Below are 14,446 nucleotides of genomic sequence, written 5' to 3'. Positions count from 1 at the left end.
GGCGCGGTGCGGGCCGTGCCGCCGGGAATCCGGCAGCACGGCCCGCACCGTGACGTGCGACCGCGCGGGACGCTACTCCGTGCGCAGCCCGTCCGGGCGCATCATGCGCAGCAGCGGCGGCAGGCTCAGCAGCGTCACCACCAGCACCACGCCCGCGCCGATCCCCGTCATCGACGCCACGCTCGCCCAGTCGATCCGCACCGCGGTGGCCGTCATCCGCAGCAGCACCGCGCCCAGCGTCATGCCCACCAGCGAGGCGAGCAGCAGGCCAAGACCGATCGGGATGGCCGTCTGCCACAGCACCGACAGGCTCAGGGTGCGCCGCCGGGTGCCGAAGGCGACCAGGGACGACAGCAGCTTGCGCCGCTCGCGCAACTGCTCCAGCTGGGAGACCAGCAGGCTCGCCCCGATCAGCACCAGCACCGCCGCCGCGCCGACGAACAGTCCCGTGCGGATGGAGTCGAAGCGCTCGGAGCGCTCGGTGGCCTGCCAGTTCATCGGCTCGGCCAGCGGATCGAGGTCCGCCGCCGTGTTGCGCACATAGTCACGGGCGTCCGGCACCGAGTGGTCGACCGCGATGTACAGCTCGTGCCTGAGCGCCTTGGCGACATCCTCGGTCAGCGCGCCCGGTGTCATCAGGAAGCCGCCCCGTCGCATGCCGGTCGGGTCCTCGGCGGACTCGGCCTGCTTCAGCCCCGCGGGGACGGTCCAGACCAGGTCCGGAGCCTTCGTCCCGGGCACCGTGGACGGCTCCAGGTACAGCTTCCGGCCGGGCTTGCCCAGCGCCGGGGTGTCGGTGTCGTACTCGCCGCCCGAGACCCGGAAGACGTCGCCGTCCCGGCAGGAGGGCATCCTCGCCACCTCGCGCAGCGTCGCACAGTCGCCGACGGTCAGCTCGGCGGTGCGCTCCGGGCCCTTCTTCCAGGAGGCGTCCCCGAGATAGCCCTCGGACAGCGGGAACACCTCGCGGACGCCCTTGGACTCCTCGAACTTCGAGGTCGCCTCGGCGAGTTCGACACCGTGCGGCACCCGCACCTGCATCTGGGCCCGGGTCACGTCGTAGCCGGTCGACCGGGTGTAGTCGTCCTCGACGCCGGAGAACAGCATCTGCAGGGCGATCGCCCCGGCCACCGCCACCGCGACCCCGTTGACCATGCGGGCGGCCGTACCGCTGCTCAACTGCAGCCGCCGGACCGCCAGCTGCCAGGCGACACCTCCGGCGCCGAGCCGGGCGACGACCGCCTCCACGATCCACGGCAGCAGCGCGGTGACGCCGATCAGCAGGAGCAGCACACCGCCGGCCACCAGGTACTCGTTGAACTCCCCGCCCTCACGGCCCTGGCCGATCATCGGGTAGAGCATCGCCACACCGGCCAGCGGCAGCAGCAGCCGCCACCACAGCCGGCGCCGCGCGGGCCGGGCGGCGCGCACCACACCCAGCGGCTCGATGACCACCCCGCGCAGCGCGAGCAGCGTCACCAGCACGGCCGCCGCCGGGACCGCCACCGCGACCGTCAGCGCGAGCAGCGGGGAGGGGTTCATGTAGCTGGGGAAGACGCTGATGCCGAAGAGCTCGACGGAGGCCACCGCCTCGCGTCCGATCAGGAAGAAGCCGGTGCCCAGGACCAGGCCGAGCAGCGAGCCCGCGAGCGCCTCGCCCGCGGCGATACGCCGGGTGCTCGCGCCGTCGGAGCCGACAAGCCGCAGCGCCGCCAGCCTGCGGTCGCGCTGCTCGCCGCCGAACCGGACGGCCGCCGCGATGAACACCGCGACCGGGGTCAGCAGCACCACGATCATGACGAGCACGAGCAGCAGCAGCACCGGGTCGGTCGGCTCGGGCCGGACCTCGGGCGGCCCGAACTTGTCGATCCGCGCCACCTGCGGGCCGTTGATCCGCTCGGCGAGCCCCTCGGCACCGGCGTAGTAGGCGAGTTCGTGCGAGCCGATGAGCCCCTGCTCGCCGATCGTGCCCACGATGTCGTACGGCACGCGCTCCCGCAGCAGCTTGCCCTCGTCGGACTTCAGCAGCTCCTTCAGCGCGGGGGAGACCACCATGTCACCGGCCGCGGGGAACTTCTCGAGCCCCGGCGGCAACGGCGCCTTCGAGCCCTCCGGTTCCATCAGCCGGCCGCGTACGTCCCGGCCCTGGAACTCGGTGTCGAGGTCGGCGATGACCAGTGTGTCGTCGGCCTTCTTGAGCTCCGATTCGCCGTAGGTGTAGTCGAGGCGGGCCTCCTCGCGCCGGTGCCGTTCGTCGAGCGCGTCGGGGACCGCCGTGGTGATCAGCAGCAGCGCCACGCCCAGTCCGACGCCGACGGCCGTCAGTACGGCCCGGATCCAGCCCTCCCGGCCGCCCGCGAAGGCGAACCGGGTGCCCATGGCCAGGTCCCGGGCCCAGTCGCGGGCACTCATACGACGCGTTCCATGTCGCGCGACTTGCCGTCCCGTACGACGATCTCGCGGTCGGAGTAGGCGGCCACCCGCGCCTCGTGCGTGACCAGCACGACGGCGGCGTTGGTGGAGCGGGCGGCATCGGTGAGCAGCTCCATCACCCGCTCGCCGTTGAGCGAGTCGAGCGCTCCGGTCGGCTCGTCGGCGAACAGCACCCGCGGCCCGGTGACCAGCGCCCGGGCGACGGCGACGCGCTGCCCCTGGCCGCCGGAGACCTCGCCGGGCCGCTTCTTGCGGACGTCGTCCACCTCGAGCCGTTCCAGCCAGCTCAGCGCGGCCCGCTCCGCCTCCTTGCGCGGTCTGCCGTTCAGCCGCAGCGGCAGGGCGACGTTCTCCACGCAGGTCAGCTCCGGGACGAGCTGCCCGAACTGGAAGACGAAGCCGAAGTCCGAACGGCGCAGCGCGCTGCGCTCGGCGTCGCTCATCGTGGTCAGCTCGCGCCCGTTGTAGAGGATCGAACCGGAGTCGGGGGTGACGATGCCGGCGAGGCAGTGCAGCAGCGTCGACTTGCCCGACCCGGAGGGGCCCATCACCGCGACGACCTCGCCGGGGTGGATGGAGAACCCGGCGCCGTCGAGGGCGGTGGTCGGGCCGTAGGCCTTGCGCAGGTCCTGGGCGGCGAGCAGGCTGCCGGCGGGGACGGGGCTCATCGGGTCACCGCCTCCCGGAGCTTGTCGAGGCGCGCCGCGGTCAGCTCCAGCCAGCGCAGGTCGGCCTCCAGGTGGAACAGCGCGTGGTCGCAGATCAGCTGGTCCGCGAGGTCGCCCTTGCGCTTGCGGTCGGTGAGGATCCGCATGCTGCGCAGATGCTCCGAGCGCTGCGTGTCGAGGATGCCGGCCGCGTCCCGGCTGGTGAGCAGCGCGAGCACGACCTTGGTGTAGAGGGTCGACTGCAGATACGGTTCCGGCTTCTCCGGTGTGGCGAGCCAGCGCTCGACATCGGTGACCCCGGCGGCGGTGATGGCGTACCGCTTGCGCTCGGGGCCGTCGCCGGCCTCGATGCCGTCGACCTCGACCAGCCCGTTCTTCAGCAGGCGGGACATCGTCGAGTAGACCTGGCCGTAGTGCAGCGGCCGGTCGTGACCGAACTTCTCGTCGAAGGCCCGCTTCAGGTCGTAGCCGTGGCGCGGGCCGGACTCAAGGAGCCCCAGAAGGGTGTGACCGATGGACATGGCGAGCACTGTACACACCGTGTATACCCGGCATGTATACGCGGAGTGTGTACTCGGTGGCGCGGGGTGGGAGAGCGCAGGTCGGAGACGAATGTCACGGTTCTGCAACCGGTCGCCGCAGCCTCCCCGCCGCGAGGGCTGCTGCGGCTCGCTCGCTACTGGGATTCCCGCTGGTCGCCGGGCGGTTGTACGGGCGGCTGCTGAGCCGGCGGGCGGCCGCGGCGCGGGATGGGCCCCGCGTTGCCCGGCAGCCGGCCCGCCTCCGCCAGCGCCCGCCTGAGCAGGAACTCGATCTGGGCGTTGGCGGACCGCAGCTCGTCGTTGGCCCAGCGGGCCAGCGCCTCGTAGACCGCCGGGTCCAGCCGCAGCAGCACCTGCTTGCGCTGCGGCCGGCGGCGCGGCGAGGAACCCTCCTCGGAGGCCGTCACTGGTAGAGCGTCCCGGTGTTGACGACCGGCTGCGCGGAACGGTCACCGCACAGCACCACCATCAGGTTGGACACCATGGCCGCCTTGCGCTCGGGGTCCAGCTCCACGATGTCGTGCTCGGCGATCCGGTTGAGCGCCGTCTCCACCATGCCCACGGCGCCCTCCACGATCTGCTTGCGGGCCGCCACCATCGCACCGGCCTGCTGCCGCTGGAGCATCGCCGAGGCGATCTCGGGGGCGTAGGCGAGGTGGGTGAAGCGGGACTCGATGATCTGCACACCTGCCGCCTCCACCCGGGCGTGCAGTTCGGCGGCGAGCTTCTCGGTGATCTCCTCGGCGTTGCCGCGCAGGGACAGGCCGTCCTCGTCGTGGGCGTCGTAGGGGTACTCGATGGCGATGTGCCGCACGGCCGCCTCGGTCTGGGTGGAGACGAACTCGACATAGTCGTCGACCTCGAAGGTGGCCTGCGCGGTGTCCTCCACCCGCCAGACCACGACCGCGGCCAGCTCGATCGGATTGCCGTAGGCGTCGTTGACCTTCAGCACGGCGGTCTCGTGGTTGCGGACGCGCGTGGAGATCTTGGTGCGCGTGGTGAAGGGGTTCACCCAGCGCAGCCCGTCCTGGCGGATCGTGCCCCGGTACCGGCCGAAGAGCTGCACCACCCGCGCCTCGCCGGGCGCCACCATGTTCAGCCCGGCCATGGCGAGGAGCGAGGCGATCACCACGAGTGCGCCGGGGACGATCAGCGCCGCCTTGGCTCCGGCCCCGGTCACCGCCGTGGCGGAGAAGATCAGCGCGGCGCCGCCCAGCACTCCGGCCAGGCCGAGCAGCAGCGCCAGCCCTCCGCCGATGCTGTGCGCCGCGAACTCCCGCACCCGCGGATCGGGCATCTCGGGCACGTCTGCGGTGGCCTGTATGTCCTGCGTGGCCATGGGGTCCCCCTCGTTCTGTCCAGCTGACTCTGCTTGTCTCTGCGCTCTATCTCAGCGCTTGCTAAGTGATAACACATTATCCGTGTGCGGCAACCTCAACCCCCTCTGGAACGTCGGTTCCGTTGGGGCGGGTGCTGATTGTCACGTCCGTAACGACCGCATCGGCTGCCCTTTGTCATATCTGCCGGTGTTAGCTTTCTGAGCTGACCTGAGCGGCGAACCGTGTGGCACGCGGGCACACGCGAATGAAGCGGAGCAGAAGGAACCCATGGGACGAGCGGAAGAAAGACGCGCACGACAGCGCGGCGGGCGCCGTGCGGCGCCCGGCGGCCGCCGCTCGTCGGGGGCGGCCGGCCGCAGCGGCATACGCCGCCTGTTCACCTGGCGGAAGATCCTCGGCACCTTCTTCGGCCTCTGCCTGCTCGGCATGGGTGCCTTCATCGCGCTCTACATGATGATCGACATCCCGGCCGCGGGGAACGAGGACGCCAAGCGGCAGGGCAACGTCTACAAGTACAGCGACGGCTCGATCATGGCCCGCACCGGCTTCAACCGTGAGGTCGTCGACCTGGCGCGGGTCCCCAAGCCGGTCCAGAAGACCTTCGTCGCCGCCGAGAACAAGACCTTCTACAAGGACGCCGGCGTCGACCTCAAGGGCACCGCGCGCGGTCTGTTCAACACGCTCTCCGGCAAGGGCGCCCAGGGCGGCTCGACGATCACCCAGCAGTACGTCAAGAACTACTACCTGACGCAGGATCAGACCGTCAGCCGCAAGCTCAAGGAACTGGTCATCTCGCTGAAGCTGGACCGGGAGAAGTCCAAGGACTACATCCTCGCCGGCTACATCAACACCAGCTACTACGGCCGCAACGCCTACGGCATCCAGGCCGCCGCCCAGGCGTACTACCGCGTCGACGCCGAGAAGCTCTCCGTCGAGCAGGGCGCCTACCTCGCCGCGCTGCTCCAGGCGCCGAACCAGTACGACTGGGCGGTCGCCTCGGAGAAGGGCAGGAAGCTGGTCAAGGCCCGCTGGAACTATGTCCTGGACAACATGGTCGAGCAGGGCTGGCTGGACGCCTCCGAGCGGGCCGGCATGAAGTTCCCCAAGCCCAAGCCGCCCAAGGGCGACCCCGGTCTGAAGGGCCAGACCGGCTATCTGGTGAGCGCGGCCAACGACGCGCTGAAACAGCAGCTGATCGCCGAGGGCACCGCGGAGGACGCCAAGCAGGCCGACGCCCTGGTGGACGCGGGCGGCTGGACCGTCACCCTCAACATCGACAAGAAGAAACAGGCCGCGCTGGAGCGGGCCGTGAAGACCCAGCTCGACAGCAAGCTGGACCCCAAGGACCGCAAGGTCGACGCGGACATCCAGGCCGGCGCCGCCTCCGTGAACTCCAGGACCGGCGCGGTCGTGGCGATGTACGGCGGCCAGGACTACCTCAAGCACTACATCAACAACGCCACCCGCGCCGACTACCAGGTAGCCTCCACCTTCAAGCCGGTCATCCTGGCCGCCGCCCTGGAGGAGCAGGCCACCACCCAGTCGGGCAGCCCCATCACCGCCAACACCGTCTACGACGGCACCAGCGAGCGCGAGGTCGTCGAGGACGGCCGGAAGGCCGGCTTCGCCCCCGAGAACGAGGACGACCGCAACTACGGCCCCATCACCGTCCAGACGGCGATGAACAAGTCCGTCAACTCCGTCTTCGCGCAGATGGGCGTCGACGTCGGCATGCCGAAGGTGATGGAGACCGCCGGCAAGCTCGGCATGAAGGTCGAGGACCTCGAGGCGGTGCCCGCGCAGACCCTGGGTTCCATGGGCGCCAGCCCGCTGCAGATGGCCGGCGTCTACGCCACCCTCGACAACCACGGCAAGAAGGTCACCCCGACCATCATCAAGAAGGCCGAGCACCGCACCCGCACGGTCACCATGCCGGACGCGGTCGGCGAGCGCGTCATCAGCCGCGCGGCCGCCGACACCGTGACCTCGGTGCTCACGGGCGTGGTCGACGACGGTACGGCGCAGGCGGCGGTCCGGAACAACCCGCTGCGCAAGGGCCAGCAGGTCGCCGGCAAGACCGGCACCTCCGACAACAACAAGTCGGCCTGGTTCACCGGCTACACGCCCGAGCTGGTCACCTCCGTCGGCCTGTTCGGCGAGGACGACAAGCCCCCGCACAAGCAGGTGGAGATGTACGGCGCGGGCGGCGAAGACCGCGTCAACGGCGGTGGCTTCCCGGCGCAGATCTGGGCGGCGTACATGTTCGGCGTGCTGGACGAGACCAGCAAGTTCGACCTGGACACCGACCAGGGCGCGGCGATCCAGCCGTCCTGGACGCCCTCGCCCACGCAGAGCCCCTCGCAGACGCCGAGCCAGGAGCCGTCGAGCGAGCCGCCGGCCTCCGCGCCGCCGTCCCAGGAGCCGACGCAGGAACCGACGTCCGAGCCGCCGAGCCAGTCGCCTCCGACGTTCAAGCCGCCGACGGACGGCCAGCCCTCACCTCCGCCCACCCTGGAACTCCCGGGCGACCCGGACGACCCGGACGGGCAGCAAGGGCAGCAAGGGCAGTAGGAGTCGTCCGGACGGTCCGTCAGGGAACGGGCGTCAGGGGGCGAACGCCAGGGGGGGCGACCCGTCAGGGGCGCGAGGAACTACGCGAGCAGCCGTACACGTACGGCACGCGCGCAGGACCTCGCGCCCCCGAGGTTCTTGTTCAGCTGCCCGAGCTGCTCAGCCGCCCGAGTTGTTCAGCTCGAACCAGACCACCTTGCCGGTGCTGAGGCGCGTCGCTCCCCACCGGCGGGCCAGCCGGTTGACCAGATACAGGCCGCGCCCGCCCTCGTCGGTCGCCCGGGCCTGCCGCAGCCGCGGCAGCTGCGGCACATCGTCCCCGACCTCGCAGCGCAGCACGTCCGTCCGCAGCAGGCGCAGCGTCACCGGTCGCGTGGCATAGCGCACCGCGTTCGTCACGACCTCGCTGACCAGCAGCTCCACCGAGTCGCTGAGTTCCTCCATGCCCCAGCGGGACAGTGCCCGCCGGGCCAGCCGCCGGGCCCGGCCCGGTGCGGCGTCCTCCGGCTCCAGGAACCAGTACGCCACATCGCTCGGTGCGATCCCGTCGAACCGTGCGGCGAGCAGCGCGATGTCGTCGTCCCGGTCGCCCGGCCCGAGCATGTCCAGCACCTCGTCGCACAGCGCCTCCAGCGGCGGTGCGTGCCCGGGACCGGTGAGCTGGGCCGTCGCCGCGAGCTTCTCGCGCAGCTGCTCGATGCCCGTCCACACGTCCCGCAGACGCGACTCGACCAGGCCGTCGGTGTACAGCAGCAGCGTCGCCCCGGCGGGCGCGTCCAGCTCCACGGCCTCGAAGTCCACCCCGCCCACGCCGATCGGGGCGCCCGCGGGAACCTGCAGCACCTCGGCGTCGCCGCCCAGATGCAGCAGCACCGGCGGCGGATGACCGGCGTTGGCCACGGTGATCCGGTGCGCCACCGGGTCGTACACCGCGTACAGGCAGGTCGCCATGCGGTCCACGCCGAGCCGCTGCGCCTGCTCGTCGAGGTGGTGCAGCACCTCCTGCGGCGGCAGGTCCAGGCCCGCGAGGGTCTGCGCGGTGGTGCGCAGCTGGCCCATGATGGCGGCGGAGGTCATGGAGTGCCCCATGACGTCCCCGACCACCAGGGCGACCCGGCTGCCGGGCAGCGGGATCGCGTCGTACCAGTCGCCGCCGACCCGCGCGGTCTCCGCCGCCGGCAGGTAGCGCGAGGCCAGCCGCACGCCGGTGCAGCGCGGCAGGTTCTCCGGCAGCATGGTGCGCTGCAGCTCGTCCGCGATGTACGCCTCCCGCCCGTACAGCACCGCCTTGTCGATGCCGAGGGCGCTGTGCGTGGCGAGCTGCGCGGCGACCAGCAGATCGTCCGCCTCGAACGGGATGCGCTCGGTGCCGCGCAGGAACAGCGCGGCGCCGATCACCCGGCGCCGGCCGCGCAGCGGCGCGAGGATCGCCCGCTGCCCGTCCGGCACGGCCGACTCGCGGCCCTCGCCGAGGAGTTCGGGCAGCGCGGCGCGCGCGGCGGGCGCGTCCGTGAACACCGGCCGCACCCCGCGCAGCACCTCGGCGAGCGCGCTGCCGGGCCGCACCGTGCACAGCTCGGCGCCGACCGACTCCAGCTCGCAGGACGGCTCCGGCTGCACGGCCGCGGCGAAGCCGCTCTCGGTGTCCCGCTCGGGCGGGACGCGGTCGGTGCGGCGCAGCCGCAGCACCAGCGGGCCGGTGGGCCGCTCGTCGCCGACCGGCAGCGGGTCGCGCAGATAGACCAGGATCGCGTCGGCGAAGGTGGGCACGGTGGCCCGGCACAGCCCCATCACGATCTCGTCGAGATCGAGGCCGCGGGCGATCCGCCGGGTCGCGGCGCCGACGAAGCGCAGCCGGTCCCCGTCCCGCCGCATCGGCGTGGGCCGCCCGGGCGGCGTTCCCTTGCCGGTGCGCCGCTCCCGCCCGTCCGGACGCCCCGCGGACGCACCCGGCTCGCCGCCGGCCGGCTGGACCGGGATGCCCTCGGGCACGGGCCGCGGCCGGTGCGCGTCGGACGCCGCGCTCTGCTCGGCGCCCGGCTGCGAGTGCTCGGCGCGGGGCGCCGAATGCGAGGAACGCGGGGAACGCGCAGTACTCGACGTACTTGAGGTACTCGGGGAACCCGAGGAATCCGACGTCCGGCCGCCGACAGGCGGGCCCGCGGCCGCCGCCGGGGCACCCGGGGACTCCGGACCGCCAGGAGCCGCCGTCTTCCCGGACGCACCCGCCGCCTCCGACGCCCCGGACGCCTCCGACGACCCGGACGACCCGGATGAACCGCACGAGCCGGACGAGCCCGAAGGCTTTCCGGAGGACTTTCCGGACGTTCTCCCTGCCGCCGGCGGCTCGGCGCCGGAGCGGCTCTGTGCCGGTAAGGCCGAGGCGGTGCCGGGCACGCGGGCCGGTGCCGGGGTGTGCACCAGCGCCCCGCCGGGATCAGCGGGGGTGCCGCCCGGCTGGGGGCGTTCGAAGGAGGTCGGCTGCTCCGTCACGCGTGTCGAGTCCGTCCGTCCGGCGCTGTGCGCCCTGCGTGCACTTCGTCCCGCCGAGATTCCGATACCCGGAAAACATCTGCCGGGAACGGGATCCGCGTGTGGTCAGAGGATGGTTCTGTGCCGTCGCCCGACCGTGCCCGGCCCGTACCGGTGTTGCTGCCGTACCCCTCGATCACGTCCTGCCGCCCCTCGGTGACATCCGGTCAAGCCCAGCGCGTGCTCCGGTAGTTGCCGCCCGGTCGATATCTGCTCCCTGTCTTGCGGAGGACGATCCTACGTTTCGTGCCCGGGGGCGCATCAAGGGTCTCATGAGGACACATGCGCGGGCGTGCGGTCCCAGTCCTGCGGCAACGACGGTACCGGCCAGGCGGGATCCGGGCGCCAGTTCGGCCAGTCCTCCGAGAAGGGAGGCCCCCAGTCGGTGATCACCTCCACCGCGGCCCGGCCGGCCTCGCGCACCCGTCCGGCCAGCGCGGAGTCCACCAGACCGTCCCGCTGGGCCTGCGCGAACTCGTCCTCGTCACGCCAGTGCCAGGTGCCGTCCGGCTGCACCGAGATGTCCAGGAAGTGATCCTCGGAGTCCACGCCGCCCGCCCAGCGGGTGAGCGGCTCCTCCAGATTCACGTACCAGTTCTTGAACCGCCAGCCCGGCTCCCAGAACAGCCACACCGACCAGGGCTCGCCGGGCCGGGCCAGCTTCAGCACGCCCGTGCCGGACCAGCGGTCGCGCCGCACCGTGCGCGGCTTGGTGTAGCGCGTGGTCAGGGGCTCGCGGTGCACCGGTGTGCCGTCCGCGAGGACCGGTTTGACGCACTCGGTGCCCGGTGCCATCCACACCGCGAGCATCTCCGGGTCGTCGCGTACGACCGTGACGGGGCGCGCGATGTGGAAGCGCGCGCCGCCGTTCTCCCGGTACCGCCAGAGGATCTGTGTCCCGGGCGCCCAGAAGTCCGCCGTACCGCCCGCCTGCCCGCGCCTCACCGCTCCGCCCTCTGTCATGCGCAGATACTAGGTGTCACAGGCACACGACGCTGCGGCCCCCGTCACGGTTCACCCCTTCCGGAGAGGGCGCTGCCGCAGTCGTCACGGCCGCGTCATCCGCAGGACATCCAGTGCCTCGTCGAGCTGCTCCACGGTGAGGTCGCCCCGCTCGACATAGCCGCCCTCCAGCACCACCTGCCGGATGGTCTTCCGCTCGGCCAGCGACTTCTTGGCGACCTTCGCGGCCTCCTCGTAGCCGATGTACTTGTTGAGCGGGGTCACCACGGACGGCGAGGACTCTGCGTACTCGCGGGCCCGCTCGCGGTCGGCCTCGATCCCGTCGACGGTACGGTCCGCCAGCAGCCGGGAGGCGTTGGCGAGCAGCCGGATCGACTCCAGCACGTTCTTGGCGATGACCGGCAGCATCACATTGAGCTCGAAGTTGCCGGAGGCGCCGGCGGTGGTCACGGTGGCGTCGTTGCCGATGACCTGGGCGCAGACCATCAGCACCGCCTCCGGGATCACCGGGTTGACCTTGCCCGGCATGATCGACGAACCGGGCTGCAGGTCGGGCAGGCGGATCTCGGCGAGGCCGGTGCGGGGGCCGGAGGACATCCAGCGCAGATCGTTGGCGATCTTCGTCAGGCTCACGGCGATGGTGCGCAGCTGGCCGCTGGTCTCCACGATCCCGTCGCGGGCGCCCTGCGCCTCGAAGTGGTTGCGCGCCTCGGTCAGCGGCAGACCGGTGACCCGGGCCACCTCCTCGATCACGGCGGCGGAGAAGCCGGGCGGGGTGTTGATGCCGGTGCCCACGGCGGTGCCGCCGAGGGGGAGTTCGGCCAGGCGCGGCAGGGAGGCCTGCAGCCGCTCGATGCCGTACCGCACCTGTGCGGCGTAGCCGCCGAACTCCTGACCGAGCGTCACCGGAGTCGCGTCCATCAGGTGCGTGCGCCCCGACTTCACCACATCGGCGAACTCCTCGGCCTTCCGCTCCAGCGACGCGGCCAGATGCTCCAGCGCCGGGATCAGATCCCGGGTGACGGCGGCGGTGGCGGCGATGTGGATGGACGAGGGGAAGACGTCGTTGGACGACTGGGAGGCGTTGACGTGGTCGTTGGGGTGCACGTCCCGGCCGAGCCGCTCGCTCGCCAGCGTCGCGATGACCTCGTTGGTGTTCATGTTCGACGAGGTGCCCGACCCGGTCTGGAACACGTCCACGGGGAAGTGCTCGTCCCACCGCCCCTCGGCGACCTCGCCGGCCGCCTCCTGGATCGCCTCGGCGATGTCCTTGTCCAGCACCCCGAGCCGCGCGTTCACCTTCGCCGCGGCGCCCTTGATCCGGGCCAGCGCCTCGATGTGCGCCCGCTCGATCCGCTGCCCCGAGATCGGAAAGTTCTCAACGGCCCGCTGCGTCTGCGCCCGCCACTTGGCATCCACGGGCACCCGCACCTCACCCATGGAGTCGTGCTCGATCCGGTATTCGCTCATACCGGGTACAGCGCGCGAGCGGCCGGGGATGTTCCGTGCATTGACCCACCTGGGGGTCCCCCACGCGCCGCGCAAAGCGACGTGCCCGTTCGGCGCGTGGCTGAGGGGCCACAGGCCCGGGGGCGGAGCCCCCGGGGACGGACTCAGGAGAGGTTGGGGCCGCGGACCGGGATGGAGGTGAAGGTGGGGGCGGGGGACGGGTTTTGGAAGAAGTCGTTGCCCTTGTCGTCGACGACGATGAACGCCGGGAAGTCCTCGACCTCGATCTTCCAGACCGCCTCCATGCCGAGCTCCTCGTACTCGAGCACCTCGACCTTCTTGATGCAGTCCTGCGCGAGCCGGGCGGCCGGGCCGCCGATGGAGCCCAGGTAGAAGCCGCCGTGCGCGGCACACGCGTCGGTGACCTGCTTGCTGCGGTTGCCCTTCGCCAGCATCACCTTGGAGCCGCCCGCGGCCTGGAACTGCTCCACGTAGGAGTCCATCCGGCCGGCGGTCGTCGGACCGAAGGAGCCGGAGGCGTAGCCCTCCGGGGTCTTCGCCGGGCCGGCGTAGTACACCGGGTGGTCCTTCAGGTACTGCGGCATCTCCTCGCCCGCGTCCAGCCGCTCCTTGATCTTGGCGTGCGCGATGTCCCGCGCCACGACCAGCGGACCGCTCAGCGACAGGCGGGTCTTCACCGGGTGCTTGGTCAGCTCCGCGAGGATCGCGTCCATCGGCTGGTTGAGGTCGATCTTGACGACCTCGCCCTCGTCCGCCAGCTGCTCGGGCGTGGTGTCCGGCAGGAACCGCGCCGGGTCCGTCTCCAGCTGCTCCAGGAAGACACCCTCGGCCGTGATCTTCGCGACGGCCTGCCGGTCCGCCGAGCAGGAGACCGCCAGGGCGACCGGGCAGGAGGCACCATGGCGGGGCAGGCGGATCACGCGGACGTCGTGGCAGAAGTACTTGCCGCCGAACTGCGCCCCGATGCCGATCTTCTGGGTCAGCTCGAAGACCTTCTCCTCCAGCTCCTTGTCCCGGAAGCCGTGGCCGAGCTCGGAGCCCTCCGTCGGCATGTTGTCCAGGTAGTGCGCGGAGGCGTACTTGGCGGTCTTCAGTGCGTACTCGGCACTCGTGCCGCCGACGACGATCGCCAGGTGGTACGGCGGGCAGGCGGCCGTGCCGAGCGAACGGATCTTCTCCTCCAGGAATTTCATCATGGAGGCCTCGTTCAGGACCGCCTTGGTCTCCTGGTACAGGAAGGACTTGTTGGCGGAGCCACCGCCCTTGGCCATGAAGAGGAACTTGTACGCGTCACCGTCGGTCGCGTACAGCTCGATCTGCGCGGGGAGGTTGGTGCCGGTGTTCTTCTCCTCCCACATGGTGAGCGGAGCCATCTGCGAGTAGCGCAGGTTGAGCTTCTGGTACGCGTCGTAGATGCCGCGGCTCAGCGCCTCCTCGTCCCGGCCCTCGGTCAGCACGTTCTGCCCGCGCTTGCCCATCACGATGGCCGTGCCGGTGTCCTGGCACATCGGCAGCACGCCCGCGGCCGCGATGTTGGCGTTCTTCAGCAGGTCCAGCGCCACGAACTTGTCGTTGCTGGACGCCTCCGGGTCGTCGATGATGCGGCGCAGCTGGGCCAGGTGGGCCGGGCGCAGGTAGTGCTGGATGTCGCGGATGGCCTCCTCGGCGAGCTTGCGCAGCGCCTCCGGCTCCACCTTGAGGAAGGTCCGCCCGCCGGCCTCGAAGGTGGAGACACCTTCGGAGGTCACCAGCCGGTACGGGGTGGTGTCCTCTCCCGTGGGGAGCAGATCGGCGTACTCGAACTCAGGCATCGCGCCCATTCCTCACTCGACAGACGGGTGCCCGCCTCCATCGGCGGGCGCCCACCAGCGTAAAACCTGCCGACCGCGGCTGAGCCTGTGAGGTAAGGCTCAGTTGCCGGACCACA

At 71.3% G+C, this 14,446-nt stretch carries 10 protein-coding genes; 1 reads left to right on the top strand and 9 read right to left on the bottom strand.

Features of this window, described 5'->3' with window-relative positions:
• Window positions 1-72: 72 nt before the first annotated feature.
• The 5 genes from ABD207_RS20015 to ABD207_RS19995 all read right to left on the bottom strand — a co-directional run bounded on the left by ABD207_RS20015 (window position 73) and on the right by ABD207_RS19995 (window position 4,982).
• Window positions 73-2,412: an ABC transporter permease gene (locus tag ABD207_RS20015; RefSeq protein WP_344014472.1), complete on the bottom strand. Its 2,340-nt coding sequence runs from the start codon at window positions 2,410-2,412 to the stop codon at window positions 73-75.
• Window positions 2,409-3,101, bottom strand: coding sequence for an ABC transporter ATP-binding protein (locus ABD207_RS20010; RefSeq protein ID WP_344014471.1), 693 nt, complete (start codon window positions 3,099-3,101; stop codon window positions 2,409-2,411). The genes ABD207_RS20015 and ABD207_RS20010 overlap by 4 nt, the downstream gene beginning before the upstream one ends.
• Window positions 3,098-3,622, bottom strand: coding sequence for a PadR family transcriptional regulator (locus ABD207_RS20005; RefSeq protein WP_344014470.1), 525 nt, complete (start codon window positions 3,620-3,622; stop codon window positions 3,098-3,100). The genes ABD207_RS20010 and ABD207_RS20005 overlap by 4 nt, the downstream gene beginning before the upstream one ends.
• A gap of 155 nt (window positions 3,623-3,777) precedes the next feature.
• Window positions 3,778-4,050, bottom strand: coding sequence for a type II toxin-antitoxin system antitoxin (locus ABD207_RS20000; protein ID WP_344014469.1), 273 nt, complete (start codon window positions 4,048-4,050; stop codon window positions 3,778-3,780).
• On the bottom strand, window positions 4,047-4,982 hold the full coding sequence (locus tag ABD207_RS19995) for an SPFH domain-containing protein (RefSeq protein ID WP_344014468.1): 936 nt from the start codon (window positions 4,980-4,982) through the stop codon (window positions 4,047-4,049). The genes ABD207_RS20000 and ABD207_RS19995 overlap by 4 nt, the downstream gene beginning before the upstream one ends.
• Before the next feature lie 268 nt (window positions 4,983-5,250).
• Between ABD207_RS19995 and ABD207_RS19990 the strand changes: the two genes are divergently transcribed.
• Entirely contained in the window at window positions 5,251-7,554 is a 2,304-nt protein-coding gene (locus tag ABD207_RS19990; RefSeq protein WP_344014467.1) for a transglycosylase domain-containing protein, read from the top strand.
• Window positions 7,555-7,713: 159 nt separating this feature from the next.
• Here ABD207_RS19990 and ABD207_RS19985 read toward each other — a convergent pair whose 3' ends face one another.
• The 4 genes from ABD207_RS19985 to ABD207_RS19970 all read right to left on the bottom strand — a co-directional run bounded on the left by ABD207_RS19985 (window position 7,714) and on the right by ABD207_RS19970 (window position 14,339).
• Window positions 7,714-10,047, bottom strand: a complete 2,334-nt coding sequence (locus ABD207_RS19985; protein ID WP_344014466.1) for a SpoIIE family protein phosphatase — start codon at window positions 10,045-10,047, stop codon at window positions 7,714-7,716.
• Window positions 10,048-10,356: 309 nt separating this feature from the next.
• Window positions 10,357-11,049 carry a cytidylyl-2-hydroxypropylphosphonate hydrolase gene (gene fomD / locus ABD207_RS19980; RefSeq protein ID WP_343997623.1) on the bottom strand — a complete coding sequence of 231 codons (693 nt, stop codon included), beginning with the start codon at window positions 11,047-11,049 and terminating at the stop codon, window positions 10,357-10,359.
• A gap of 84 nt (window positions 11,050-11,133) precedes the next feature.
• The gene (locus ABD207_RS19975) at window positions 11,134-12,519 is read right to left on the bottom strand and encodes a class II fumarate hydratase (RefSeq protein ID WP_344014465.1); all 1,386 of its coding nucleotides are present in this window, start codon (window positions 12,517-12,519) and stop codon (window positions 11,134-11,136) included.
• A gap of 143 nt (window positions 12,520-12,662) precedes the next feature.
• Window positions 12,663-14,339, bottom strand: a complete 1,677-nt coding sequence (locus ABD207_RS19970) for a fumarate hydratase (RefSeq protein WP_344014464.1) — start codon at window positions 14,337-14,339, stop codon at window positions 12,663-12,665.
• Window positions 14,340-14,446: the final 107 nt, after the last annotated feature.

Source organism: Streptomyces thermospinosisporus (genome assembly GCF_039526425.1).
Taxonomy (GTDB): domain Bacteria; phylum Actinomycetota; class Actinomycetes; order Streptomycetales; family Streptomycetaceae; genus Streptomyces; species Streptomyces thermocarboxydovorans.
The sequence above is the reverse complement of the archived record's forward strand: the minus strand, read 5'-3'. Positions and strand labels throughout refer to the sequence as shown.